A 23,795-nucleotide genomic window follows, 5' to 3' on the forward strand; every position below is an offset into this window, starting at 1 on the left:
CTCCGCCGACCGCCGCCCCGGGGCCTACTCCACCCGGGACCGCCGCCCCCGCCGACCCCGCCGCCCGTGCCGCGGCTCGGCGGGGGCCGCCTGGAGCACCCGGATCCGCAGGTCGGCCGGCAGCTCGGCGAGCCGCAGGCTCCCGCACGCGTCCGCCCGGGGGCCGTCCTCGAAGTGCTCCACCAGCGCCGCCGGGTCCCCGCCCGGCCGCAGCCGCACCGCCCCGCGCAGCCGCGGGTGCCGCGGCGCCCGCACCAGCCGCACCCCCGCCCGCTCGACCTCCGGCAGCACCGCCGTCCGGTCCTCCACCGCCTCCTCCAGGGCCCGCGCCCCGACCCGCAGCCGCAACCCGCCCACGCCGGGCGTCGGCACCGCGACGCTCGCCAGCCCGGCGCGCCGGAGCTGCGCCACCAGCCACCACGCCGCCCCCGCCACCAGCGCCGCCAGCCCGCCGATCACCGTCGGCCACCACCACGCCGAGCCCACCCACCGCCCGCGCGTGCGGGTGCTCACCACCGGCTGGTCGGGCGAGGTGAGCGGCCACCACCCCGGCGGGTGGACGCCCAGCCGCCGGTACAGGTCGAGCCCTCCCGCCAGCACCAGCACCCCGACGCCCACCAGGACCGCGCCCACCACGCCCAGCAGAACCCGGTTGACGACCGTCCTGCTCACAACGCCACCCCTTCTTCCCCGCCGCCGACCGTCCCCGGGCCCTCCCCCGCGGCCCCCCGCACCGCCCGCACGTCGAGCCGCAGCGGCCGCGCCAGCCCCACCCGCTCCAGCTCGTCCCGCAGCTGCCGCTGCACCAGCGCCGGGTCCGCCGGCCCCACCAGCGAGACCCGCACCCGCCGCCGCCCGACCCGGATCCGCAGCTCGTCGATCCCGTCCAGGCCCGCCGCGCGGTCCGCCAGCAGGTGCCCGACCCCGGCGCGGTCGACCGCCGCGGTCGTCCCCCCGTAGGGCCGCAGCACCAGCCACCGCCGCAGCCCGGGCGCGAGGGCGAGCCACAGCAGCCACCCGCCGAGCGCGGTCACCGCCCCGGCGCCGACCAGTACCGCCAGGTCGTCCAGGTGCCGGACCGCCAGCTCGTCCGCGATCTGCGCCCGCCACCGCCGCGCCGGCTGCCCCACCCGCACCGCCACCACGTCGTACAGCAGCGCCCCCGCCACCACCAGCACGCCCGTCGCCACCAGCGCCGCCGCGGCCGTCCGGGGCGCCCGCAGCCGGCGCGCCCGGCCCGGCGCGCGCCGCCCGTCAGCCTCGCCGCTCACGAAGCGCCCCCCGTCACCAGCTTCTCGACCACGACCACCACGTCCGACACCCTGGTCCCGGTCAGCCCCGCCACCCGTTCCGCGATCCGCCTCCGCACGGCCACGGCCAGGGCGGCGACATCGGAGGGGAACGGCAGTTCCAGCGCCACCCGGACCTTCACCGTGCTCCCCGGCACCGTCACCGAGACGTGCGGCGGCGCCCCCTTCGCCCGCCCGGCGGGCCAGGCGTCCGCCAGCGCCTCCCGGGCGGCCCGCGCCGCGATCCGGGCGTAGACCCGGTCGGCGACCCTCAGCCGCCCCCGGCGCCCCGGTACGGACGCCGGGTCCGGGCCCGCCCCGGCCCCCGGAGCCGGCTCCGCGGCCACGACCGGCCCCGCCATCAGCGGCGGCGCCGGTCGCGGCCGCGGAGCAGGTCCCCGAGCTCGCCCAGCTCGATGTCGCCCTCCAGCAGGCGCCCGGCCACGAAGCCGACCACCCCGAGCGCGGCCACCAGCAGGAAGGCCGCGAACCCGCCGAAGTACCCGGCGAAGCCGAGGGCCATGCCCACCACCAGGCCGACGATGGCCAGGTTCATCCGCTTCTCCCTCGTCTCCGCTGCTTCCCGGCGGCCCCGCCGCCGGGCGCGCTACTTGAGCTTCGGCCGCTGTCCGGAGGCCGCCGCCGGTTCCTCTTCCTCCTCGAACTCCGGTTCGTCCGGGAGGTGGACGTCGTTGACCGCGATGTTGACCTCGACGACCTCCAGGCCGGTCATCCGTTCGACCGCGCCGATGATGTTCTCCCGCACCTGGCGGGCGAGTTCGGGGATGACCACGCCGTACTCGACCACCAGGGCGATGTCGATCGCGGTCTGCTTCTCGCCGACCTCCGCCTTGATGCCCCGCCCCACGCTCGGCTTGCCCCCGGGCACCCGGTCCCGCATCGCCCCGAAGGTCCGGGCGAGCCCGGAGCCGAGCGCGTGGATCCCGGGCACCTCCCGGGCCGCCATTCCGGCGATCTTCTCCACCACCCCCACGGCCAGCGCGGTGTGGCCGCGCTCGCCCACCGGCCGGGCACCGCCGCCGCCCCCGGACGGGCCGGAGGGCGGGGCGCTGCCGCCGCCGGGGTGCTTGTGCATGGTCGCGGGCGTCGGAGTGTCAGGCATGAGCGCTTCTCCCGTCGTACGGCACCAGCTATATCGCAAACCTCCCCAACTCTGGCATTTCGCCACGTTCCCCGCCCGCCGAGCCGGGACGGCCGGCGCCGCAACGAGAGCGGGCCCGGCCCCGGGAGAACTCCCCGGACCGGGCCCTGCGCCGTGGCCGTACGGTCAGTCGCCGATCCCGGCGAGCTCCCGAAGCCGGCGGGCCTGCGCCGCCCGTTCGGCCGAACGCTGCTCGTCGAAGGAGCGTCCGGCGGCCCCCTGCAGCAGGGCCTTGGTCTCGATCACCGCGCCGCGCGGCGCCGCCAGCAGGGCCGCCGCGAGGTCCCTGGCGGCGGCGTCCAGCTCCTCGCCGGGCACCGCCAGGTTGGCCAGCCCGATCGCGGCGGCCTCCTCGGCCCCCACCCAGCGGCCGGTCGCGCAGATCTCCAGCGCCCGCGCGTAGCCGACGAGTTCGGTGAGCGGCTTGGTGCCCGCCAGGTCCGGGACGAGGCCCAGCGAGGTCTCCTTCATCGCGAACCGGACGTCCTGGGCGACGACCCGCAGGTCGCAGCCGAGCGCCAGCTGGAAGCCGGCGCCGACGGCGTGCCCCTGGACCACCGCGATGGAGACCACGTCCGGGCGGCGCCACCAGGTGAAGGCCTCCTGGTACGCGGCGATGGCCTCGTCCAGCTCCTGGTCGGTGGAGGCGGCCAACTGGAGGAACGTGGGCTCGCCCGGGATCCCCTCGGGGGTGAACATGGCCCGGTCCAGCCCGGCGGAGAAGGAGACGCCCTCCGCGCGCAGCAGCACCACCCGGACGCTGCCGGGCAGGTCGCGCCCGGCCCCGGCGAGGGCGCGCCAGAGTGCGGGCGACTGGGCGTTGCGCCGCTTCGGCTGACACAGGGTGACGACGGCGAGCTCGCCGTCGACCTCCAGGCGGACGCCGTCCCGCTCCCAGCTCGGGGCCTGCGGGTCGGTGGCGGAAGCGGTCATGCGGGGACCTCCGGTGGCGAGGGATATGGCTACCGGAGAGTAACAAAACTCGACGCACAGGGGCAGGGGCCCGGCCCCGGAAAGACGGACGGGCCGGAAAGCCCGCCGGGAACGGCCCCGGTGAGCGGACGGGGGACGGACGGGGAACGGGCGCGGGGGACGGACGACACCCCGGACATGACGATCGGCGGCCGGTCCACACGATCCGAGGGCGGACGCCCGACCGTGGTCAGCCGTCGTCTCCCCGGCCGGCGTCCTGCCGCCGCGTCATCCAGCCAATGGCAGACGAACCGTCAGGAACCGGCCCCGGCAGTCGCCTTGCTCTTGCCCCGCGTGGCACCGCCGCGGCCCCGGAGGATCACTCCGGACTCGCTCAGCATCCGGTGCACGAAGCCGTACGAACGACCGGTCTCCTCCGCGAGAGCGCGAATGCTCGCCCCGGAGTCGTACTTCTTCTTGAGATCGGCCGCGAGCTTCTCACGCGCGGCACCGGTCACCCGGCTGCCCTTTTTCAGAGTCTCGGCCACCCGTGCCTCCTCGTAGCGTTGCTCGGTCAGATTCCCATGATCACCCATCCACCGCGTCCTGGCCACCCATTCGACAAGGTCGATGTCGGAAATGCGTGGTCCGCCGGTGGTGATCCGAGCGCACCGGGGCGCTCACACAGAGTGCGCGCCCCCGGGAGATTGCCGCCATTCGCCGAGAAATAGCTGATCAGCAGCATCGGCCCGACCACGATCGAGTGGCGGGCCGACGGAAAGTCCTTAAACGGAATCCGGGTCTACTTCATTCCCGGACACGCCGAATGGACTAGATATTCTCATCTGAATAGCGGACCTTGCGTCTACTTCCGGTCAGGCCAGGGAGACCAGATCGGCGTAGGACGGGTTCCAGAGGTCCTCCACGCCGTCCGGCAGCAGGATGATCCGCTCCGGGTCGAGCGCCTCGACCGCGCCCTCGTCGTGGGTGACCAGCACGACCGCCCCGGAGAACTCGCGCAGCGCGCCCAGGATCTCCTCGCGGCTGGCCGGGTCGAGGTTGTTGGTGGGCTCGTCCAGCAGCAGCACGTTGGCGGAGGAGACCACCAGGGTGGCCAGCGCCAGACGGGTCTTCTCACCGCCGGAGAGCACCCCGGCCGGCTTGTCCACGTCGTCGCCCGAGAACAGGAAGGAGCCCAGGATCTTGCGGATCTGCACCAGGTCGGTGTCCGGCGCGGCCGAGCGCATGTTCTCCAGCACGCTGCGGTCCGGGTCCAGGGTCTCGTGCTCCTGGGCGTAGTAGCCGATCTTCAGGCCGTGGCCCGGGATCACCTCGCCGGTGTCCGGCTGCTCCACCCCGGCCAGCATCCGCAGCAGGGTGGTCTTGCCGGCGCCGTTGAAGCCCAGCACGACGACCCGGGAGCCCCGGTCGATCGCCAGGTCGACGTCGGTGAAGATCTCCAGCGAGCCGTAGGACTTCGACAGGCCGCTGGCGGTCAGCGGCGTCTTGCCGCAGGGGGCCGGCTCCGGGAAGCGCAGCTTGGCGACCTTGTCGCTCTGGCGCACCTGCTCCAGCCCGGAGAGCAGCTTGTCGGCGCGGCGGGCCATGTTCTGCGCGGCGACCGTCTTGGTCGCCTTGGCGCGCATCTTGTCGGCCTGCGCGTTCAGCGTCGCGGCCTTCTTCTCGGCGTTGGCGCGCTCGCGCTTGCGCCGCTTCTCGTCGTCCTCGCGCTGCTGCTGGTACTGCTTCCAGCCCATGTTGTAGACGTCGATGCAGGAGCGGTTGGCGTCCAGGTAGAAGACCTTGTTGACGACCGTCTCGACCAGGTCGACGTCGTGCGAGATGACGATGAAGCCGCCCTTGTACGTCTTCAGGAAGTCCCGCAGCCAGACGATCGAGTCGGCGTCCAGGTGGTTGGTGGGCTCGTCGAGCAGCAGCACGTCGGAGTCCGAGAAGAGGATCCGGGCCAGCTCGACGCGGCGGCGCTGACCGCCGGAGAGGGTGTGCAGCGGCTGGCCGAGGATGCGGTCCGGCAGGCCCAGCGCGGCGGCGATGGTGGCGGCCTCGGCCTCGGCGGCGTACCCGCCCTTGGTGAGGAACTCGGTCTCCAGCCGGGCGTACTTCTTCATCGCGTTGTCCCGGGTGGCGCCCTTGCCGTTGGCCATCCGGTCCTCGTTCTCGCGCATCTTCTTCAGCACGGTGTCGAGGCCGCGGGCGGACAGGATGCGGTCCTTGGCGAGGACGTCCAGGTCACCGGTGCGCGGGTCCTGCGGGAGGTAGCCGACCTCTCCCGTACGGGTGACGGTGCCGGCGGCGGGCAGGCCCTCGCCGGCCAGCACCTTGGTCAGCGTGGTCTTGCCCGCGCCGTTGCGGCCGACCAGGCCGATCCGGTCGCCGGCGGCGACCTTGAAGCTGGCGGACTCGATCAGGATCCGGGCACCGGCACGCAGTTCGAGGGCGTTGGCGGAAATCATGGCGGGGGTCTGCTCCTGGGACGTGGGCGGGCGGCCGGGTGGACGACGGACCCGGGGCCGGTCTGGCGTGAGGGGGGCTTCATCGGCGGTCGGCGCGGCCCTCGCTCGCGCCGCCACCCGCTATTGCCCGGAGAAGATGGCCATGACGGAAAGTCTACCGGGCCCCGCGTCACCCCTGCGGGTGTACCGCCCCGGGGTATCCGCCCCCGGTCGGTGCCGGGGTGTCGGTGCCGGGGTGTCCGGCCCGGCTACCGCGGCGCAGCGCCCGGCTGGTCCCCGGCGGGGGCTCCGGCGTCCGGCGCGTCCGGCGCGTCCGGCGCCTGCTCGACCGGGAGCTCGGCCGCGCAGCCGCCCTGCGGACGGACCGCCGCGAACGGCGCGTCCACGCTGCCGCAGGGCGTCTCGGGCGCGGCCGCCCTGGTGTCGAACACCCGGGGCGGGACGATCGGGCCGTCGGTGACCTCCACCCGGCTGCGGTCCAGCACCCTGACCGTGGCCGCCGGGCCGGTGCTCGTCGACCAGCCGTTGCTGTCCAGCCGGTAGCCGGTGATGCCGCCGGAGACGGGCTGCCCGCTGCCGTTGGTGCAGGTGCGCGGGATCAGCACGGCGTAGTCGGTGTGGACGGTGCGCAGCGGGTCGTAGACGCAGCCGCCGGCGGGCTTGTCGTTGTAGCGCAGGTCGCCGTCGGCGTCGCGCAGGCCCATGGTCAGGTTCGGGGTGACCAGCGCGAGCCAGGGCGAGCCGTCCCGCTGGACGGTGTGCAGCGCGGCCTCGGCCCGCTGCTTGGCGAGCGCCTTGCGCTGGGCGTCGGTCCGCTTGTCGGCGCCGGGCTCGCCGTCGCCGCGCAGCCAGTCGGCCAGGCCGGGCACCGCGCGGTGCCAGCGCACCTCGTGGTCGCCCGGGCGCACCGAGGTGACGAGGCCGTCGTCCCAGACCACGATCGCGTTGTCCCCGGCCATCGCCAGGTAGAGCGCCTCGGCGCCCTCGCGGCGGTAGGACCAGGCCTGCTCGCCGGTCTGCTGGTGGAAGGCCTCCAGGCCCGGGCCCACCCGCAGGTCGAGGTCGGCCGCGCCGAGCGTCTCGGAGTTCACCGGCGTCGCCCCCGCGTCGCCCGGCCCCGCGACCCGGTCGCCGAACGGCACCGGCTTGTTGACGTGCGCCGCCGCTCCGGCCGCAAGGACCAGCATCACCGCCGAGGCAGGCAGGATCGAGCGGGGGGTCAGTACACGCAGCGGCTTCCAGGACACGGCCGGAGCGTACCTGTCACCGGGCACGCGAGTCAGCCCGGTTGTGCCGTCGCGTGTCCGCGCCGGGCGTCCGCCTTGGCCCGCGCGCCCTCCCCGCGCGCCCGCCCGCCCACCTGCGCCGTCGGGGCTCCGGGCACCGCGCGGGGCCGGCCGGGACGGGCCGGACGGGCCCGACGGGACCGTTACAGAGCTGTTACCCGCTCGCCGGTCGCCGGGGGTTGCGGCAGACGGCGTTCGATTGGCGCCCACTTTAGGGTGACTTCCGGCTTTTTCCTCCCCCTGCGGGCCTACTGTCGGCGAGCGGGGCGCCACGGTCCGTCCACGCCGAGACCGTGCGCCCCGCCCACGTGACGTCCGGAGGAGAGCCCCATGCGAATCGGCCGCCTGACGCTGGCCGCCGCCACCCTGCTGCTGATGGCCACGGCCAGCGTCCCGGCGGGGACGCCGTTCAGCCAGACCGAACGGCACACTCTCTCCTCCGACGCCGTCGAGCCGCGCGGCGCGGCCCCCCGCCCCCAGGTCCAGCGGCCGAGCCACGAGCCGCCGTTCGGCGCCTTCGTCGGCTCCTGGGACGACCACATCCCGCAGATCCGCCGGTACGCCCAGTGGCTGGGCGACGCGAACATGCAGGTCGGCCACACCTACCTGGCGGGCAACGGCTGGAGCGACATCGAGGGCGAGGCGATGGTCCTCGGCCTCTGGTCGCAGTGGCGTCAGGCCGACCCGTCCCGGCTGCTGGTGCTGGGCGTGCCGATGCTGGTGCCCAACGAGGCGAACGTGCCGGACGGCGAGGTCGCCAGGCTGCTCGCCGAGGGGGAGCGCGGGGACTTCGACGGGCACTTCCTCAAGCTCGCGCGCCGGCTGGTCGCCCTCGGCGGCGCCGACACCGTGCTCACCCTCGGCTGGGAGATGAACGGCACCACCTACACCCACCGCTGCAAGCCCGACCCTTCCGCGTGGAAGGCGTACTGGCGCCGGATCGTCGGGGTGATGCGCTCGGTGCCGGGGCAGCGCTTCCGCTTCGACTTCGCCCCCAGCCGCGGCCTGGACGCGGTGCCGTGGACGAAGTGCTACCCGGGTGACGACGTGGTCGACATCATCGGAATGGACAACTACGACCAGCCCGCCGGCGGCACCTTCGAGGACTACGTGCGCGAGCCGTACGGGCTCCAGGACCAGGTGGAGTTCGCCGCCAAGCGCGGCAAGCAGGTCTCCTACCCGGAGTGGGGGCTGTTCCGCAACGGCGACAACCCCGAGTTCGTGCAGCGGATGGTCGAGTGGATCCGCACCCACGACACCGCCTACCAGACCGTCACCGACTACTGCCCGCACGGCTTCTTCGAGTGCGACCGCAATCCGCGCTCGGCGGCGGCCTTCCGGCAGCTGATGTCCGGTTCGAAGGGGGCGCCGGCGCCGGAGGGGGTGCCCACGGCGCCGCCCGCCCCGCCGGCCTCCGAGGTGCCCGCGGCGCCGGGCCCGGCGAGCCCGCCGGAGGCGCCCGCCGTGCCGTCCGCGCCCGCCGTGCCCGGGGGCGGCGCCGCGCCGAGCCGGGCGGCGAGCCCGTCGGCCCGGCCGGCGGCGGCCAAGCCGTCGCACCGGCCGACGGACGCGCGGCACGCCCGGCACTGAGCGCTCAGCTCCGGCGGCGGGCCAGCAGCGCCTCCTTCAGGCGGGGGAAGCGGGTGCGCAGCTGGTGCGCCGCCGCCTGCCGGACGCGCACCGCCACGGCCCGGACGGCGGCCGCCGGGGCCGCCCCCGGCGGGCCGAGCAGCAGCCGGTGGTTGCACACCTGCTCCGGCCGCCAGCGCTGCTTGTACGGCTCCTGGCCGCGCAGCAGGCCGAGCACCGGGACGCCGGCGCCGACCGTCTCGTCCAGCGCCGCGCCGAACAGCAGGCCGGCGATGTCCAGCCGCTCGCGCAGCACCGGGTGGGCGCCGTACATGTAGAGCCCGCCGAAGGACGGGCAGAGCAGCAGCAGGTTGACCGCGACCAGCTGGCCGTCCAGGTGGAACCGGTGGACGGCGGCCCGGCCGGAGGCGACCAGCCCGGTGGTGGACTCCGTCAGGTGCCGGGCGAACCGCTCGGTGCGGTGCTCGGGCGTGACGCCGCGCGCCTGCCACTGCAGGAAGTGCAGCCGCAGCAGCCCCTCCAGGGCCTGCGGCACCTCGGCCACCGGCGTCGCGGTGACCTTCACCCCGGCCTCGGCGATCTTGCGCAGCTTCACCCGGCTGCGCTGGGCGGTCTTGCCCGGCAGCCGTTTGAGCAGCCGGTCCATCGGGACGGCCGGCAGGTACTGGCAGAGCGAGTCCCGGTAGCGGCGGCGGCTGCCGCGCCACTGCCGGTACACCCGCTGCACGGCCGCCTCGGGGTGCACCTCGCGCAGTTCCAGCCAGTGCCAGGGGCGGGTGAGCGGGAGCGCGGCGGCGAACTCGGCGGCGGCCCGGTCGGCGCACTCGTCGTCGAGCAGGACGTCGGTGTAGTCGACCAGCCCGCCGCCGAGGCCGGTCAGGCCGCCGAACGGCCCGCCGCGGCGCACGAAGGCGCCCGCGCCGACCAGCCGGCCGTCCCGGCGCACCAGCACCACGAGCAGGCGGCCGGGGCGGCCGTAGTGGCGCCACCAGGAGCGCTGCCAGTCGGCGGCCTGGAAGAAGGTGGCGCTGCGGCAGCGGGAGGCGAGGTCGTCCCACTCCTGCGCGAGGGCGTCCAGGGCGTCGTCCTCGCGGCGCAGCTCGGTGGTCCAGGCCGGCGCCTTCGCCTGGGCGGGCAGGCCGCTTCTGCGGGTGTCGGTGCTCATCGGCCGCTCCCGGCCGGGGCCTGCTCCTCGGCGGGGGCCTGCTCCTCGGCGGGGGCCTGCTGCCGGGCGGCGGGGGCCTGCTGCCGGGCGGCGGGGCCAGGCTTCGCCGCGGGCCCGGCTCCCGGCGGCGCGGTGGCCTTCGCGGGGGCCTGTGCCGCGCCCTTCGCGGAGACCTTCTTCTCCGGCTTCCGCTCCGGCTTCCGCTCGGCCTTGGCCCCCGCGGCTCCGGCTCCGGCCCCCGGCTCGGACGGCGCGGCGACGGCGGCACCGGCGGCTGCCCCGACGGCGGGCTCGGGCTTCGCCGCGGCCTTCGGCTCCGCCGTGGGGCCTGCCTTCGGCTCCGCCGTGGGCGGCGCCTCGCTGCGCGGGCGCGGTGTCGTCGCGACGGCCACCAGCGCGGAGGCGGCGGGGGCGGGGGCCTGCGCCGTCGGCGCCACCGGTGCCTCGGCACCGGTGGCCGGCTCCGGCGTCGCGGCGCCGCCCCGGCGGCGGGTCGTCATCACCAGCGCGCCCACCAGCAGTCCGGCCGCGCCGCCGACCGCGACGTCCAGCTTCCCGGACGGTGTGGTCGGCCTGTCCGGCGCGGCGGCCGGAGAGAGCGTCACCAGCCGGACGTTGGTGTCCCGGCTGCTGGTGTTGGCGAAGGCGACCAGCGAGCGGGCCACCGCGTCGGCCGTCCGGGCGGCGTCCTGGGGGCGGCGCCCGGTGCCGGTGATCTCGATCATCGGGGCGTCCGGGGAGGTCGTCCCGTGCACCAGCGACTCCAGCTGGGAGCGGGTGCGGCCGGTCTCGGCGGCGGCCGCCCCGAGCACCTGCGGCTGGCCGGCCAGCCGGCCGTACGCCTGGGCGAAGTTGGTCGCGGTCGCGGCCTCCCCGGGGTTCTGCGCGACCACCAGGACGTAGGCGTTGGCGGCGTACGACGGGGGCGCGGCGACGGCGTACCCGGCGCCGGCCGCGGCGCCCAGCGGAACCGCGAGCGCCACCGGCCACCAGCGGCGGACCAGGCGGCGGGCGCTTCGGCGCGGTGTGGTCATGGGTGCTGCTCCTTGGGTCTGGTACGGCGGTTCCGGCGAATGGCGGGCGGTCAGCCGCGGGCCAGCCGGTCGTAGAGGGCGCCCAGGTCGGCGGCGACCCGGGCGATGTCGTAGTGGCCGACGGCCGGGGGGTGCGGCAGCGGGTCGGCGGTGTGCCCGCTGAGCGGCCGCAGCTCGCGCAGCGCGGCGGCGTAGGCCGCGGGCTCGGAGGGGACGCGGCGGGCCTGCGGGGCGGCCCGGGGCGGCAGCTCGTCGAGCGCCGGGCAGGCGCTGTACCGCACCGGCAGCCCGGCCGCGAGGCCCTCCAGGACGCCGAGGCCGAAGGTCTCCGCGGTGGAGGGCGCGGCCAGCACGTCCAGGGCGGCCAGCAGTTCGGGCACGTCGTCGCGCTCCCCGGTGAGCACCAGCCGGTCCCGCACGCCGAGCTCCTCGGCCCGGCGCTCCAGCGCGGCACGCTGCGGCCCCTCCCCGACCAGCACCAGCCGGGTGGCCGGGTCGAGCGCGGCGAGCGCCTCGACCAGCACCTCGAAGCGCTTGCCGGGCACCAGCCGGCCCACCCCGCCGACCGCCCAGGCCCGGCCGGGCAGCCCGAGCTCGGCCCGCAGCCGGCGGCGGACGGCGGCCCGCTCGGCGGGCGGCAGACGGTAGCGGGCGGCGTCGATGCCGTTCGGGATCAGCTCGATCCTGGCCGGCGGGACGCCCCAGCCGCGCAGCGTCTGGGCGACCTGGCGGGAGACCGCGACGGTGGTGCTGCCGAGCCGTTCGGCCGCCAGGTAGAGCCCCTTGACGCCCCGGGTGACGGCGCGGCCCTCGATCACCCCGGCGTGCAGCGAGTGCTCGGTGGAGACCACCGCGCGCACCCCGGCCAGCCGGGCGGCGGTGCGGCCGTACAGCTGGGCCCGGTAGAGGTGGGTGTGCACCAGGTCGTAGCGGCCGGCCCGGACCAGCCGGACCAGCCGGGGCAGCGCGGCGAGGTCCCGGTTGCCGCGCATGCCGAGGTGGTGGACGGTGACGCCGTCGGCGCGCAGCGCCTCGGCGACGGTGCCGGGGTTGGTCAGGGCGAGCACCTCGCACTGCTGGTGGGCCGGCAGGTGCCGCAGCAGCAGGTGGAGCTGGCGCTCGGCCCCGCCGGCGGCCAGCCCGGTGACGATGTGCAGCACCCTCATGGCCGGGGCTCCCGCCGGGCTAGGCGCAGCTCGGTGACGGCGTCCCGCAGCCGGTGCCGGCCCTTCTTGGCGCGCAGCCGCCAGGCGCCGTCGCGATCGCCGACGTAGCAGCGGGGCAGGGCGAAGCGGCCGGTCAGCGGGGAGTGCGCGATGGCGCAGGCGTAGTCGTACCCGGCGTCGCGCACGGCCTGCGCGGCGGGCCGGTCGACGGCTCCGTAGGGGTAGCAGAAGCCGGTGACCGGGCCGCCGACGGCCTCCTCCAGCAGCCGCCGGCTCTCCCGGGCCTGGACGGCGAGGGCCTCGGCGGGCAGGCCGGGCAGCGCCTGGTGGCCGAGCCCGTGCGAGCCGATCTCCCAGCCGGCGGCGGCGAGGCCGGTGACCTCCTGGGCGGTGAGCAACTGCTTGCGCGGGCCCTCGGCGTCCCAGCCGTTGTCCCGGCCGAGCAGGTCGGCGACCACGTACGCGGTGGCGGTGAAGCCGTACGCCTGGAGGATCGGCACCGCGTACCGGGCGAAGTCGGCGTAGCCGTCGTCGAAGGTGAGGCCGACGAGCCTCGCGTCCTGCCCGAGGGCGCGGGCGCGCATCAGCTCGCGGACGGAGACCCCGCGCCGGCCGCGCCGGTGCAGCCAGGCGATCTGCTCGGCGAACCGCTCGGGGCTGACGGTGAGCCGGTAGGGGTCCTCCTTCTCGACCGCCACCGAGTGGTACATCAGGATCCACGGCGAGGCGGAGCCGGGGATCGGCGGTTCACCGGCCGGGGGGCGGCTCCTGGGCGGTCGTGCCCGGTGCGGCGGTGCGCTGCCCGCGCCCGCCCGGGCCGAACGGACGGCTCCCCGTTCATTGTCCATCGGGACGCTTCCCTTCTTCGGCGACGGTTGGCGGGTTCCGTCCGGGCCCGAGGGCCCGGACGACGGCGAGGACCGGGCCGCGCACCTCGCGGGCGCCGAGCCCGGTGCCGAGGGCCGCGAACGCCAGCGCGACGGTGAGGCCTCCGAGGAGGGTCGAGAGCAGGGGGTCGGCGGCCGGTGCGGCGGCGGCGGCGCCGAGCACGGCGGCCCCGGCGGCGGCGGCCACCAGCCGGGCGTGGCCGCCGAGCACCAGGTTCAGCCGCAGCGGGATGCCGCGCAGCACCAGGCCGCGCAGCAGCAGGGCGGCGGCGGCGGTGATGCCGGCCGCGTTGCCGGCGGCCAGCCCGAGGGCGCCGAAGCGGGGCGTGGCGAGCAGGCCGGTGGCGACGGTGACGCCGAGGCCGAGCACCATCGCGGCGGCCGGGTACCAGTCCAGCAGCCGGCGGCGACCGTCCCCGGTGCCCGGGTCGTCGGCCCGGCGGACCACCGGGCGCAGCGAGAAGTACGGGCGGATCATCACACCGGTCAGCGCCTGGGCGGGCAGGCCGAAGCTGTAGACCCGGATGACGGCGGCGGTGGCGGCGGTGTCGTGCGGGCCGAAGGCGCCGCGCTCGAACAGCAGCGAGACCACCGGGGGGGCGCAGGCCATCAGGAAGGCGGTGCCGACCAGGACGACGGCCGCCGCCTGGCCGAGGTCCTTCTCCACCCGGTCGCGGGCGGCGGTGAGGTCCCCGGCGGCGAGCGCCCGGGCGACCAGCGGGAAGGTGACGGTGCAGATCAGGATGGCGGCCGTCATGGCGAGTTGGGAGACCTTGGCCGCGTAGTTGAGGTGCGAGATGGTGCCGGGCGGCAGGGCCGAGCCGAGGTAGCGCTCGACGAAGACCTGGGCCTGGCGGGTGAGCGTGAAGGCGGCCACCGGCAGCAGGGCGAGCGGCATCAGCACGAGGGTCCGGCGCGAGCGGCGGCCGCGGCCGGCGCCGGGCGGCCCCTGGCGCAGCCGGTTCAGGAACGGGCCGACCAGCAGGCCGGCCATCAGCAGGCTGCCGGCCGCGACGCCGAGGGCGGCGGAGCGCACGCCGAGGCGGGTGTGGAGGCAGAGCAGGACGGCGAGGATGCCCAGGTTGTAGGCGACGTAGATGCCGGCCGGGGCGGTGAAGCGGTGGTGGGCGCGCAGCGCGGCGGCGAGGTAGCCGGCCACCCCGAAGGGCAGCACGGTGATCGCGGTGATCCGGGTGCAGGCGACGGCCAGCGCCGGGTCGGTGAGGCCGGGGGCGAGCAGGTCGACCAGCTCCGGGGCGCCGAGGGCGGCGACCAGCGCGAGGGCGCTGAGGGCGATCAGCAGCCAGGGCAGGGTGGCGCGGACGAGCTGGCGGACCGGGTCGGGGGCGTGCGGGTCCTCCTCGCGCAGCACCAGGGCGAGGGCGAAGGCGGGCACCATGAGGAAGGACATGGCGTCCTCGATCAGCAGCGGTGCGGCGGTCTCGGGGACGGTCCAGGCGACCAGGAAGGCGTCGGTGCCCTGGTTGGCGCCGAAGTAGCGGGCCAGCAGGAGGTCGCGCAGCAGGCCGAGGCCGGAGCCGGCGGCGCTGAGCAGGGCGGTGATGCCGAAGGCCCGGGCGAGGAAGCCGCGCCGGGGGGCGGCCGGGCGGGGCCCGGTGGACGGGTTCCCGCCCGGGGCGCTGCGCGGGGCCGGGAGCGGGGAGGCGACGGTCGCGGGCGGGTCGGTGGTCACCGGGCCGCTCCGGCGGGCGCGGGGGCGGCGACGGGCAGGCCGGGGGCGGCGGCGGGCAGGCCGGGCGCGGCGGCGGGCAGGCCCGGGGGGTGCTCCGCCGCGCGGGCGGCGAGGCCGAGGACGACGGAGGTCAGCACGGTGGTGGTGCCGCCGATGTCGGCGTACAGGAAGTCGACCAGGACCCAGGTGAGCAGGGCGAGTGCGGCGGTGCCGGGGCCGTGGCGGTGGCGCAGGCAGCCGGCCAGCAGGGAGAGGAAGAGCGCGGCGTACGCGGTGATGCCGATCAGGCCCTGCTCGCTGAGCACCAGGAAGTACATGTTGTGCGGGGAGAGCAGCGGTTCGCGCTGGAAGCCGATGGTGGCGTCGGCGGCGTCGCTGCCGGAGGACAGCCGCAGCGGGGCGTGGCTGTCGCGCAGCTGCTGGAAGGCCTTGGGCCCGGCGCCGTGCACGGGGTGGTCCTGCCAGATCCGGACGGCGGTGGACCACAGGTCGTAGCGGTCGGAGACGGACTGGTCGGGGGCGGCGGAGACCGAGCCGATCGAGCTGAGGCGCTTGGTGACGCCGGAGCCGCCGAGGCCGAGGCCGCCGACCAGGACGATCCCGGCGGCCAGGGCGAGGACGGCGCCGCGCACCAGCAGCCGGGCGTCCACGCGCAGCAGCAGGACGGCGGCGGCGAGGCCGGTGGCGATCCAGCTGCCGCGGCTGAAGGAGACGGCCAGCGGGAAGGAGAGGAAGGCGGCGGCGGCGAACATCGCGCGGCGCAGCGCGGCGTTGCCGCCGGCGCGGCGCTCGCCGAGGGCCAGCGCGAGGGCGGCGAGCAGCCCGTAGCTGACGACGCTGGACATCGCCATGATGTCGAGCGCGCCGAAGGTGCCGACGGCCCGGATCGGCTGGCCGGTGTAGGAGGCGCCGGTGCGGGTGAGGAACTGCTCGGTGCCGACGGCGCCCTGGACCAGCGCGGCGAGCACGAAGGAGCCGAGCACCAGGCGCTGGTCGGTGCGGTCGCGCAGGGAGCACAGGACGGCGGTGGGGACCAGGACGAACACCTGGGTGAGCCGGACGAAGCCGGTGGCGCCGGCGGCCGGGTCGAGGGAGCCGAGGGTGGCGACGGCGGCGGCGGCCACGATGCCGGCGAACAGCGCGCAGGTGGTGCGGCCGGTCGCCGGCAGCCGCCCGCGCAGCAGGTTGACGGCGGTGAGCGCGACCAGGGCGAGCGAGGCGAGGTCGGCGGCGGTGACATGGACGGCGGCGGCGACGTCCTTCTCCCCGGTGGGCACGCAGACCAGCAGGACGGTGGCGGCGGCCAGCGGGCTGGTGCGCTCGGTGAGCGCGGGCAGGGCCTTCCGTAAGGCGGGGCGGGGGAAGGCGGGGAGGGTCAGGGCCACGAAGCGGTCAGCTCCCGTCCGGGTGGAGCATCAGAACCGCGGTGCGGCACAGGATCTTGACGTCCTGCCAGAGGCTCCAGCTCTCGATGTAGCGGTTGTCGAAGCGGGCCCGGTCCTCGATGGAGGTGTCCCCGCGCAGGCCGTTGACCTGGGCCAGGCCGGTGAGGCCGACCGGGACCCGGTGGCGGTCGTCGTACTCGGGGTAGGCCTGGCCGAACCGCATGACGAAGTACGGCCGTTCGGGGCGCGGGCCGACCAGGCTCATGTCGCCGCGCAGGACGTTCCACAGCTGGGGCAGCTCGTCCAGCGAGCTCTTGCGCAGCAGCCGGCCGACGGCGCCCATCCGGTGGTCCTGGGAGATGTTCCAGCGGGTGGCGGACTCGTGCTCGTTGCTCGGGCGCAGGGTGCGGAACTTGAGGACGGTGAAGACCCGGCCGTCCAGGCCGGTGCGCTGCTGGCGGAAGAGCACGCCGGGGCCGGTGTCGAAGCGGACGGCGAGGGCGCAGAGCGCGAGGACGGGGGCGAGCAGCAGCAGGCCGACGGCGGCGGCGGTGATGTCCAGGGCGCGCTTGGCGGCCCAGCCGGGGCGGCGCATCGCGGGGCGGGGGACCCGCAGGCAGGGGTAGCCCCACAGGTGGTCGCCGCCGGTGACGGGGCCGGCGGGCAGCGAGCCGTACTCGCGCAGCGCGGGCACCAGCCAGACCTGGCAGCCGAGCCGGGCGGCGTCGCGCAGGGTGGCGGCGGTCTCGGCCTCGTCGGTGGCGCCGGCGGTGGCGATCACGTGCTGGACGCCGTGCCGGCGCACCTCGCGCTCCAGGGCCTCGCGGCCGCCGAGCACGGGCAGGTCGGTGTCGCCGGGCAGCAGCGGCGGGTCGGCGTCGAGGAAGCCGACCGGGCGCATCCCGTACTCGCCGTGGGCGCGCAGGGCGGCGGCGATCCGGAGGCCGAGCCGGCCGGCGCCGAGCACGAGGACGGGGCTGGGGTGGGCGCGGCGGATCCGCCGGACCAGGTGGTAGAGGACGGCGCGGCCGACGGCGGCGATCAGCAGCTGGGCGCCGAGCAGGACGGTGAGCCGGGCCGGGCCGGCCGGGCCGCAGTCGGGCCACAGGCCGCCGAGGCAGCCGGAGAGGGTGACGGCGAAGGCGGTGGCGACCACGGCCCGGGCGAACAGGGCGGGCAGCTCGTCCAGGACGGACGGGGTGAGCCGGGAGCGGTAGAGGCCGCCGGTCAGGTTGAGCAGGAGCAGCAGGGGCAGGACGGCGGGGACGCCGAGCAGCGGGTCGAGCGGCGCGGCCGGGTCGAGGGCCCGGTTGGCGATGCCGCCGGCGGAGCACAGCGCGATGGTGTCGGCCTGGACCAGGGCGAGCGACAGGGCGAGCCGGGAGCGGACCGTCCCGCCGGTGCGGCGCGCGGCCGGGACGGCCCGGGGGTGCGCCGTTCCCGCCGGCCGGTCGAGCAGCCCGGTACCGGGCCGGCGGGGGCCGGCCAGGGGCCCGCCCGATCGCGGCACACTGTCGTGGTCAATGGTCATCAGCGCACGATCTCCCCTGCTGTGTGCCCGGGGTGACGGTGCCCCGGCACCGGTTGGCACGGGGCGGCCGTCCCGGCCCGGTGGACGCGGTCCTGACAGCGCCTGCTGCCGCTCGCGGCTTCCGGACGTCCGGTGGCGGGGCCGGTGGTGGCGGGACCGGTCACGAAACGGTCGGTCGCGCGGGGCCCCGCCGAGAATTCCCGGCGTGAAATAAGAACGAAGCAGGCAAAATCCGACAATACCGAACCGGGCGGTACAGGCAGGAAGTTGACTTGCCGATTCATTCCAGCCGCCTATTAATAGGTATTTCGGATTTGACGCCTCGCCCCTGTCACCAACCGGGGGTGCGAATACGACAACGCCGGAAACGGCGGGCATTCACGGCATGTGAAACGATCAGATCCGCTCCGGGACACGGGCCCGGCGCCGCCCCGGAGCCGGTCCCGCACCCAGCAGGTGGCGGTACAGCGCGTCCACCTGTTCGACCACGGTGCGCACGTCGTGCCGGCCGACCACGTGCTCGCGCAGACGGGCACCGCGCCGCTCGCATTCGATCGGATCCGACAGTGCGTCCCCCATTCGGGTGGCGAGGGCCCGGGCGTCCTCGGGCGGCACCACCGCGTGCGCGAGCTCGGCCGGCGGCAGGCACTCCCGGGCGCCGGGCACGTCCGTCAGCAGCACCGGACGGGCGGCCGCCATCGCCTCCAGCGGGGCCAGCGCCATCCCCTCCCAGCGCGAGGGCAGCACCACCAGGTCCGCCGCCGCCAGCCACGGGCGGGGGTCCGGCACGTCCCCGACCAGCCGGACCCGGGCCGGCTCGGCGCTGCGCCGGACCAGCTCCGCGATCCGCTGCTCCTCCGGCCCGCCGCCGACCAGCGCCAGCCGGGCCCGCGGCACCCGGCGCAGCACCTCCGGCCAGGCGGCCAGCAGCACGTCCTGGCCCTTCTGCCGGCACAGCCGCCCGACGCAGACCGCCAGCGGGGCGTCCAGGTCCAGGCCGAGCGCGATCCGGGCGGCCCGGCGGTCGGCGGGCGCGTAGTGGCGCACGTCCACGCCGTTGGGCACCACCGCCCAGTCCGCGTGCACCCCGGCCGCCACGCCGTCGGCCCGCTCCTGGACGCTGACGCACAGCAGCCGGTGCGCCCAACGGGTGGCGAAGCGCTCCCAGCGCAGGGTGGCGGCGGCCAGCGCGCCGTCGACGGCGGCGAAGGACCAGGCGTGCGGCTGGAAGACGGTCGGCACCGTGCCGCGCACCGCCAGCCGCCCGGCCAGCCCGGCCTTGGCGCTGTGCAGGTGGACCACGTCGGGCGCGGCCGCCCGGACGATCCGGCGCAGCCGCCAGGCCTCGGCGGGGGTGCCCGGGCCGGGCGGGCGCCGGGCGGGCCAGTCCTGGACCAGCGCGCCGGCCGCCGCGGCCTCCGCGGCCAGCCGGCCGCCGCTCGGGCAGGCGACCAGCACCCGGTGCCCGGCCTCCCGCTGGCCCCGGACCAGGTCGGCGACGACACGGGCGACCCCGCCGTCCACCGGTTGGGAAATGTGAAGGATCGTCATATGCACGGCGGCGAGCCTAGGGTGGCCCGCCGGTGCCGGGCGGCCCGCGTCACCCGCAGGTGGTGGTTCGGCCACCCGTACGGCTTCCGGCTCGCACGGGAGACCGAACTCCTCGAATCCACGGGCGATTCGACCACCTCGATGGTGCTACCCGCCCGAATCGTGCGGCGGGCGATTCCGGGGGCGCGGCGGGCCCGGCCCTCCCCGCCAGGCCCCCGCGCGGGGCGGGCCCCGGCGCAGGGGCCTCAGCGCACCTCGGCGGCGAGGTTCGCCAGCACCTGGTCGTGGATCCGGTTCAGGCCCTTCGGGGCGAAGGTGCGCTCGAAGAAGCCGCCGATGCCGGTGGCGCCCTGCCAGGTGGCGGTCACGGTGACCTTGGAGCGGCCCTCGCCGACGGCCGAGACGGTCCAGGTGATCACCATGCTGGAGTTGGCGTCCTTCTCCACCAGCTGGTCGGGCTTGGGCGCGGAGACGGTGAACAGGCAGTCGCGCACGCGCTTCTCGGTGGCCTGGAGCCGCCAGTGCACCTGGGTGCCGGCACCGGTGCCGCCGACCCGCACCTCGTACTCGCTGTACTGCGCGGGCAGCAGCTTCGGGCGGGTCACCTGGTAGTCGGCCAGCGCCTCGTACACCCGCTCGGGCGCGGCGTCGTAGACCCGCTCGGTGGTGGCCTGCACCTGTCCCATGACCTTGCTCTCCTCGTCTGGGGGGAACCGCTCTGTCCGGCAAGCCAATCACAGGCTCACGCCCGCGACGCGGCGGGATAGGGTGGCCGGTGTGCTCGATCTGGTGACTGCTGTGCGCTACGTCGACCCGCTGCGGGCCGGCGGCTCCGTCCCCGGCGTGGTGGAGACGGACGACCTGGGAACGTACGTGGTCAAGTTCACCGGGGCCGCGCAGGGCCGCAAGGCGCTGGTCGCCGAGGTGATCGTCGGCGAGCTGGCCCGGCGGCTGGGCCTGCGGGTGCCGGAGCTGCGGCTGGTGGACTTCGACCCGGCCGTCGCCGCGCAGGAGCCGGACACCGAGATCCAGGACATGCTCAGGGCCAGCGCCGGCCTCAACCTCGGGATGGACCTGCTGCCCGGCGCGCGGGACTTCCGGCCGGGGATGGTCGCGGTGGACCCGGCCGAGGCCGGGCGGGTGGTCTGGCTGGACGCCCTGACCGGCAACGTCGACCGCACCGTGCACAACCCCAACCTGGTGGTCTGGCACGGGCGGCTCTGGCTGATCGACAACGGCGCCGCCCTGATCTTCCACCACCGCTGGGAGGCGGCCGGGGCCTCGGTCGGCCGGCGCTACGACCTCAGCGCGCACGCGCTCGGCGGCTCGGCCCCGGACGTCCGGCTGGCCGACGAGGAGCTCGGGCCGCTGGTCACCGTGCCGCTGCTGGAGGAGGTGGTGGGGCTCGTCCCGGACGAGTGGCTGGCCGACGAGCCCGGCTTCGACTCGGCGGACGCCGTCCGGCATGCCTACGTCACCCATCTGGCCGCCCGGGTGGTGCTCTCCGCGCAGTGGCTGCCGGAGGGCTTCGCCACGCCGGAGCAGCTGCGCGACGCGGAGCGGCGGCAGGCGGCGCGCACCAGGGCCGGGCGGCCGGCCTGGCTGCGGGAGGTGCCGGACCTGCACGGCAAGCCGTCGGTGGAGACGGTCTGGGAGCGGCACGTCGACGAGGGCCTGGCGTAGCGCGCTCCTCCCCCGCTCGGAGTACCGGCGGACGGACGCGACCGGGGAGCGGGGCCACGTGGCCCCGCTCCCCGGTTCGGCGTTCAGGAGTGTCCGCGGTCAGCGCGTCAGCGCCACCACTGGACCGCCTTCTCGGCGTTGACCAGGCCCGCGCCGTAGAAGCCGTTGTCGTTCACGCCGCCCTCGCAGGTGGCCTTCCAGGTGCCGGCGCCGCCCGGGTTGAACTCGCCCTTCGGGCACGGGACGGACTCGGCGTGGGTGGTGAGCAGCTCGGTCAGCTCGTCCGGGCTGGCCCACGGGAAGGTGCCGGCGAGCAGCGCGACCACGCCGGTGACGTGCGGGGTGGCCATCGAGGTGCCCTGCATGTAGCCGTACTTGCCACCGGGGATGGTGGACAGGATGCGGCCGTCCTTGTCCGGGGTGTCCGGGAGCTGGAAGCGGCGGTCGCCGCCCGGGGCGGTGACGGACACGACGCCCTTGCCGTAGCTGGAGTAGTAGGCCTTCACGCCGGCGGAGCCCACCGCGGAGACGGCGACGACGCCGGGCAGCTCGGTCGGCAGCGACAGGCAGTCGTTGGTGACCGGGCGGCTGCCGGGGGTGGTGTCGTCCGGGCTGGCCACGTCGACGGTCTTGTGGGCCAGGTCGATGTTCTCGTTGCCCGCGGCGGCGATGTTGAGGACGCCCTTGCGCTGCGAGAAGGCGACGGCCTTGCGGACGGCGTCCGAGATGGCGGCCTGGTCCTTGTCCGTCTTGCAGTTGAACATCCACGGGTCGACGAAGTAGCTGTTGTTCGTGACCTTGAAGCCGTGCTCGCCGGCCCAGACGAAGCCGCAGACCGCGTTCTCCGGGTAGATGAACCCGCCGTCGTCGACGACCTTGACGGCGGCCAGCTTCACGTTCGGCGCGACGCCGACGATGCCCTTGCCGTTCTTGGCGGCGCCGATGGTGCCGGCCACGTGGGTGCCGTGGTCGCTGGTGGTCGGCTGCCAGGCCTTGAAGTCGGTGTTCGTCCTGCCGTCGATGCAGGAGACCGACTGCGAGGCGTCCACGTTGGCGGCCAGGTCCTCGTGGGTGGCGTCGATGCCGGAGTCCAGCACGCCGACGGTGACGTTGCGGCTGCCGAGCGAGGTCTTGTGGGCCTTGTCGGCACCGATCTGGCGCATGTCCCACTGGTAGGCGTCGTACGGCTCCTGGCCCGGGGCGGCCGAGGCGGCCGGCTCGGCGGCGACGTCGGCCTTGCCCTGGTCGGCGGCCTGGATGCCCTTGGTGCGGCTGGCACCGACCGAGTCGACGCCCTTGGCCAGGCGCAGCTTCTCGGCGAACTTGGTGTCGTTCGAGCGGGCGACGATGACGCCGACCTGCTCGTAGGACTGGACCACCGTGCCGCCGAGGCCGGCGATAGCCTTCTCGACCTTCTGCACCTGGCCGTGGTTGGCCTTGGTGTTGACGACGTAGCTCATCAGCGGACCGGTCGTCGAGTCGGCCGCGGGGGCCGCGACGGCGGTGCCGGCCGGCAGCGCGAGGGCGCCGGCGGTGGCGAGCACGACGCCCACGGCCGCGTACCGGGTACGGCTGATCCGAGGAACACGCATGAGGGTTGGCCTCCCGAGTCGTCAGGCGTCAGCTGCGGTGGGCAGGTGCGCTTGGGAATGACCGGGACGCTAATGAATATTTGCTTATAAGCGCAAGAGGTAGTCATCTAATCGTCACATCTAGACCAGAACCCGGGGTTAGGGGCACTCGGACCCAACACCGGAAACAGAGTCAAGAGTGTTAAAAAGTGATGGTTCGCCGGCGTTCGTCCGCGTCCCTCGCGGCCTCGGCCACCAGGACGGATCGTGCCGCTACAGCGCGTACAACCGACGCGCGTTGCCGGCCGCCACCAGTGCCGCCAACCGCTGCGCGTCGGCCGCCGAGCAGGCGCCGTCCGCCCGCCAGCGCGCGAGCACCGCATCCAGTCCGTACCGGAACTGACAGGTCCCCACCAGATACAGTTCGGGGAGCCCGTAGGCGTCGGTGGAGAACAGCAATTTCCCGAACGGGGCCAGCTCCAGCATCTCGCCCAGCACCGCGGCCACCCGCGGCCCGGTGTAGGAGGCCGTCAGCCCGAGGTCGGTGTACACCGTCGGGAAGGCCTGGGCCAGCCAGGCGGCCTGCCGGTGGTACGGGTAGCCGTGCAGCAGCACCAGCGGGACGCCGCTGGGCTCGGCGGCCCGCACGAAGTCCGTCAGCAGCGACGGGTCGGCCCGGTGCAGGGTGAGGTCCGGATCGCCGAAGCCGGTGTGGAGCTGGAGCGGCAGCCCCAGGTCGGCGCAGACGTCCACCGCCGTCCAGAGCAGGTGGTGCAGCAGCACCGGGTCGGTCAGCCGGGCCCGGCCGCCGCGCAGATGGGCACCGGCCGCGGCCACCACGGCCCGGGCGGCGGGGCGTTCGGCGGGGGCGGCCAGGCCGTGCCGGTAGGCGAGCACCGACTTGACCGCGACGGCCCCGGCGGCGGCCGAGCCGAGCGCCTGCGCGACGGCCCTCGGCCAGCCCGCCGCGCCGTCCGTCACCGTCTCGGCGACGGACTCCAGCCGGACCACCTCGCGCACCGACGCCCCGGTGGCCCGGGCGAGGTCGGCGAGCGGCAGCAGCTCGTGCCCGGCGGCGGCCGTCAGCCCGGTGTCCACCAGGCAGGCCTCCAGCCCGGCCGCGGCCAGCAGCCGCCCGGTGGCCTCGGCCGCGCCCAGTTCCCGCCGCCGGGCCAGGTAGTCGGCGGCCGGGGCGTGCGCCGGCAGGCCCAGGACGGGCGGGCACCAGCGCCGCACGGCGAGGCCGAGCGCGCTGTCGAACGGCGAGCAGCCCGGCGCGGGCGGGCGGTCGGACTCGGTGAGCAGCCCGGCCAGGGCGTCGTCGTCGAGCTCGGCCGCCACCACGCTGTGGCAGTGGTGGTCGACCAGCGCCGGCCCCTGCGGCCGGGCGGGCGCCGGCCCCGGTGGCCGGGCCAC

22 protein-coding genes are annotated in these 23,795 nt (G+C 75.8%); 2 read left to right on the forward strand and 20 right to left on the reverse strand.

The genetic code is table 11. The features are described from left to right. Positions 1-24 precede the first annotated feature (24 nt). The 9 genes from ACH5AR_RS12810 to ACH5AR_RS12850 all read right to left on the reverse strand — a co-directional run bounded on the left by ACH5AR_RS12810 (position 25) and on the right by ACH5AR_RS12850 (position 7,084). Positions 25-672, reverse strand: a complete 648-nt coding sequence (locus ACH5AR_RS12810; RefSeq protein WP_396301404.1) for an alkaline shock response membrane anchor protein AmaP — start codon at positions 670-672, stop codon at positions 25-27. Continuing rightward, the gene (locus tag ACH5AR_RS12815; protein ID WP_396301405.1) at positions 669-1,271 is read right to left on the reverse strand and encodes a DUF6286 domain-containing protein; all 603 of its coding nucleotides are present in this window, start codon (positions 1,269-1,271) and stop codon (positions 669-671) included. The genes ACH5AR_RS12810 and ACH5AR_RS12815 overlap by 4 nt, the downstream gene beginning before the upstream one ends. Continuing rightward, positions 1,268-1,636 carry a hypothetical protein gene (locus tag ACH5AR_RS12820; protein WP_396301406.1) on the reverse strand — a complete coding sequence of 123 codons (369 nt, stop codon included), beginning with the start codon at positions 1,634-1,636 and terminating at the stop codon, positions 1,268-1,270. Before ACH5AR_RS12820 ends, ACH5AR_RS12815 begins: the two co-directional genes overlap by 4 nt. 14 nt (positions 1,637-1,650) lie before the next feature. Continuing rightward, a complete protein-coding gene (locus ACH5AR_RS12825) occupies positions 1,651-1,845 on the reverse strand; it encodes a hypothetical protein (RefSeq protein WP_396301407.1) in 195 nt (64 codons plus the stop codon). 51 nt (positions 1,846-1,896) lie between these two features. Beyond that, positions 1,897-2,412 carry an Asp23/Gls24 family envelope stress response protein gene (locus ACH5AR_RS12830; RefSeq protein ID WP_396301408.1) on the reverse strand — a complete coding sequence of 172 codons (516 nt, stop codon included), beginning with the start codon at positions 2,410-2,412 and terminating at the stop codon, positions 1,897-1,899. Positions 2,413-2,577: 165 nt separating this feature from the next. Further along, positions 2,578-3,384 (reverse strand): enoyl-CoA hydratase/isomerase family protein, encoded by an 807-nt coding sequence (locus ACH5AR_RS12835; RefSeq protein ID WP_396301409.1) that lies wholly within the window; start codon positions 3,382-3,384, stop codon positions 2,578-2,580. Positions 3,385-3,677: 293 nt separating this feature from the next. After that, positions 3,678-3,911: a helix-turn-helix domain-containing protein gene (locus ACH5AR_RS12840; RefSeq protein WP_188300454.1), complete on the reverse strand. Its 234-nt coding sequence runs from the start codon at positions 3,909-3,911 to the stop codon at positions 3,678-3,680. Between the two features lie 327 nt (positions 3,912-4,238). Beyond that, positions 4,239-5,837 carry an ABC-F family ATP-binding cassette domain-containing protein gene (locus ACH5AR_RS12845; RefSeq protein ID WP_396301410.1) on the reverse strand — a complete coding sequence of 533 codons (1,599 nt, stop codon included), beginning with the start codon at positions 5,835-5,837 and terminating at the stop codon, positions 4,239-4,241. Positions 5,838-6,085: 248 nt separating this feature from the next. Then, positions 6,086-7,084: a hypothetical protein gene (locus ACH5AR_RS12850; RefSeq protein WP_396301411.1), complete on the reverse strand. Its 999-nt coding sequence runs from the start codon at positions 7,082-7,084 to the stop codon at positions 6,086-6,088. Between the two features lie 369 nt (positions 7,085-7,453). Here ACH5AR_RS12850 and ACH5AR_RS12855 point away from each other — a divergent pair, with 369 nt between their 5' ends. Further along, entirely contained in the window at positions 7,454-8,713 is a 1,260-nt protein-coding gene (locus ACH5AR_RS12855) for a glycoside hydrolase family 26 protein (protein WP_396301412.1), read from the forward strand. A 4-nt stretch (positions 8,714-8,717) separates the two neighbouring features. Here ACH5AR_RS12855 and ACH5AR_RS12860 read toward each other — a convergent pair whose 3' ends face one another. From ACH5AR_RS12860 to ACH5AR_RS12900, 9 genes are all read right to left on the reverse strand, one after another. Next, entirely contained in the window at positions 8,718-9,878 is a 1,161-nt protein-coding gene (locus tag ACH5AR_RS12860) for a GNAT family N-acetyltransferase (protein ID WP_396301413.1), read from the reverse strand. Further along, positions 9,875-10,912 (reverse strand): Wzz/FepE/Etk N-terminal domain-containing protein, encoded by a 1,038-nt coding sequence (locus ACH5AR_RS12865; RefSeq protein ID WP_396301414.1) that lies wholly within the window; start codon positions 10,910-10,912, stop codon positions 9,875-9,877. Before ACH5AR_RS12865 ends, ACH5AR_RS12860 begins: the two co-directional genes overlap by 4 nt. 50 nt (positions 10,913-10,962) lie before the next feature. Continuing rightward, positions 10,963-12,078, reverse strand: a complete 1,116-nt coding sequence (locus ACH5AR_RS12870; protein WP_396301415.1) for a glycosyltransferase — start codon at positions 12,076-12,078, stop codon at positions 10,963-10,965. Continuing rightward, complete coding sequence (locus ACH5AR_RS12875; RefSeq protein WP_396301416.1) at positions 12,075-12,926, reverse strand: polysaccharide deacetylase family protein; 852 nt, start codon at positions 12,924-12,926, stop codon at positions 12,075-12,077. Before ACH5AR_RS12875 ends, ACH5AR_RS12870 begins: the two co-directional genes overlap by 4 nt. Then, the gene (locus ACH5AR_RS12880) at positions 12,916-14,658 is read right to left on the reverse strand and encodes a lipid II flippase MurJ (RefSeq protein ID WP_396301417.1); all 1,743 of its coding nucleotides are present in this window, start codon (positions 14,656-14,658) and stop codon (positions 12,916-12,918) included. Before ACH5AR_RS12880 ends, ACH5AR_RS12875 begins: the two co-directional genes overlap by 11 nt. Beyond that, a complete protein-coding gene (locus tag ACH5AR_RS12885) occupies positions 14,655-16,043 on the reverse strand; it encodes an O-antigen ligase family protein (protein WP_396301418.1) in 1,389 nt (462 codons plus the stop codon). Before ACH5AR_RS12885 ends, ACH5AR_RS12880 begins: the two co-directional genes overlap by 4 nt. A gap of 7 nt (positions 16,044-16,050) precedes the next feature. Beyond that, complete coding sequence (locus ACH5AR_RS12890) at positions 16,051-17,574, reverse strand: sugar transferase (protein ID WP_396301419.1); 1,524 nt, start codon at positions 17,572-17,574, stop codon at positions 16,051-16,053. A gap of 396 nt (positions 17,575-17,970) precedes the next feature. Next, on the reverse strand, positions 17,971-19,125 hold the full coding sequence (locus ACH5AR_RS12895; RefSeq protein WP_396301420.1) for a glycosyltransferase: 1,155 nt from the start codon (positions 19,123-19,125) through the stop codon (positions 17,971-17,973). Between the two features lie 245 nt (positions 19,126-19,370). Continuing rightward, entirely contained in the window at positions 19,371-19,811 is a 441-nt protein-coding gene (locus tag ACH5AR_RS12900) for an SRPBCC family protein (RefSeq protein WP_396301421.1), read from the reverse strand. Between the two features lie 91 nt (positions 19,812-19,902). On the opposite strand from ACH5AR_RS12900, the gene ACH5AR_RS12905 reads away from it, so the two are divergent. Next, the gene (locus tag ACH5AR_RS12905; RefSeq protein ID WP_396301422.1) at positions 19,903-20,808 is read left to right on the forward strand and encodes a HipA family kinase; all 906 of its coding nucleotides are present in this window, start codon (positions 19,903-19,905) and stop codon (positions 20,806-20,808) included. Between the two features lie 107 nt (positions 20,809-20,915). On the opposite strand, the gene ACH5AR_RS12910 is transcribed toward ACH5AR_RS12905, so the two are convergent. After that, positions 20,916-22,400 carry a S8 family peptidase gene (locus ACH5AR_RS12910; protein WP_396301423.1) on the reverse strand — a complete coding sequence of 495 codons (1,485 nt, stop codon included), beginning with the start codon at positions 22,398-22,400 and terminating at the stop codon, positions 20,916-20,918. A gap of 252 nt (positions 22,401-22,652) precedes the next feature. Then, complete coding sequence (locus ACH5AR_RS12915) at positions 22,653-23,795, reverse strand: amidohydrolase family protein (RefSeq protein ID WP_396301424.1); 1,143 nt, start codon at positions 23,793-23,795, stop codon at positions 22,653-22,655.

Source organism: Kitasatospora sp. NPDC018619 (assembly GCF_044391605.1).
Taxonomy (GTDB): domain Bacteria; phylum Actinomycetota; class Actinomycetes; order Streptomycetales; family Streptomycetaceae; genus Kitasatospora.

What these genes read in the sequence shown, in the direction of transcription:
- ACH5AR_RS12825 (WP_396301407.1), bottom strand. Translation starts at nt 1,845, where the DNA reads ATGAACCTGGCCATCGTCGGCCTGGTGGTGGGCATGGCCCTCGGCTTC.
- ACH5AR_RS12830 (WP_396301408.1), bottom strand. Translation starts at nt 2,412, where the DNA reads ATGCCTGACACTCCGACGCCCGCGACCATGCACAAGCACCCCGGCGGC.
- ACH5AR_RS12835 (WP_396301409.1), bottom strand. Translation starts at nt 3,384, where the DNA reads ATGACCGCTTCCGCCACCGACCCGCAGGCCCCGAGCTGGGAGCGGGAC.
- ACH5AR_RS12845 (WP_396301410.1), bottom strand. Translation starts at nt 5,837, where the DNA reads ATGATTTCCGCCAACGCCCTCGAACTGCGTGCCGGTGCCCGGATCCTG.
- ACH5AR_RS12855 (WP_396301412.1), top strand. Translation starts at nt 7,454, where the DNA reads ATGCGAATCGGCCGCCTGACGCTGGCCGCCGCCACCCTGCTGCTGATG.
- ACH5AR_RS12860 (WP_396301413.1), bottom strand. Translation starts at nt 9,878, where the DNA reads ATGAGCACCGACACCCGCAGAAGCGGCCTGCCCGCCCAGGCGAAGGCG.
- ACH5AR_RS12865 (WP_396301414.1), bottom strand. Translation starts at nt 10,912, where the DNA reads ATGACCACACCGCGCCGAAGCGCCCGCCGCCTGGTCCGCCGCTGGTGG.
- ACH5AR_RS12870 (WP_396301415.1), bottom strand. Translation starts at nt 12,078, where the DNA reads ATGAGGGTGCTGCACATCGTCACCGGGCTGGCCGCCGGCGGGGCCGAG.
- ACH5AR_RS12875 (WP_396301416.1), bottom strand. Translation starts at nt 12,926, where the DNA reads ATGGACAATGAACGGGGAGCCGTCCGTTCGGCCCGGGCGGGCGCGGGC.
- ACH5AR_RS12890 (WP_396301419.1), bottom strand. Translation starts at nt 17,574, where the DNA reads ATGACCATTGACCACGACAGTGTGCCGCGATCGGGCGGGCCCCTGGCC.
- ACH5AR_RS12895 (WP_396301420.1), bottom strand. Translation starts at nt 19,125, where the DNA reads ATGACGATCCTTCACATTTCCCAACCGGTGGACGGCGGGGTCGCCCGT.
- ACH5AR_RS12900 (WP_396301421.1), bottom strand. Translation starts at nt 19,811, where the DNA reads ATGGGACAGGTGCAGGCCACCACCGAGCGGGTCTACGACGCCGCGCCC.
- ACH5AR_RS12910 (WP_396301423.1), bottom strand. Translation starts at nt 22,400, where the DNA reads ATGCGTGTTCCTCGGATCAGCCGTACCCGGTACGCGGCCGTGGGCGTC.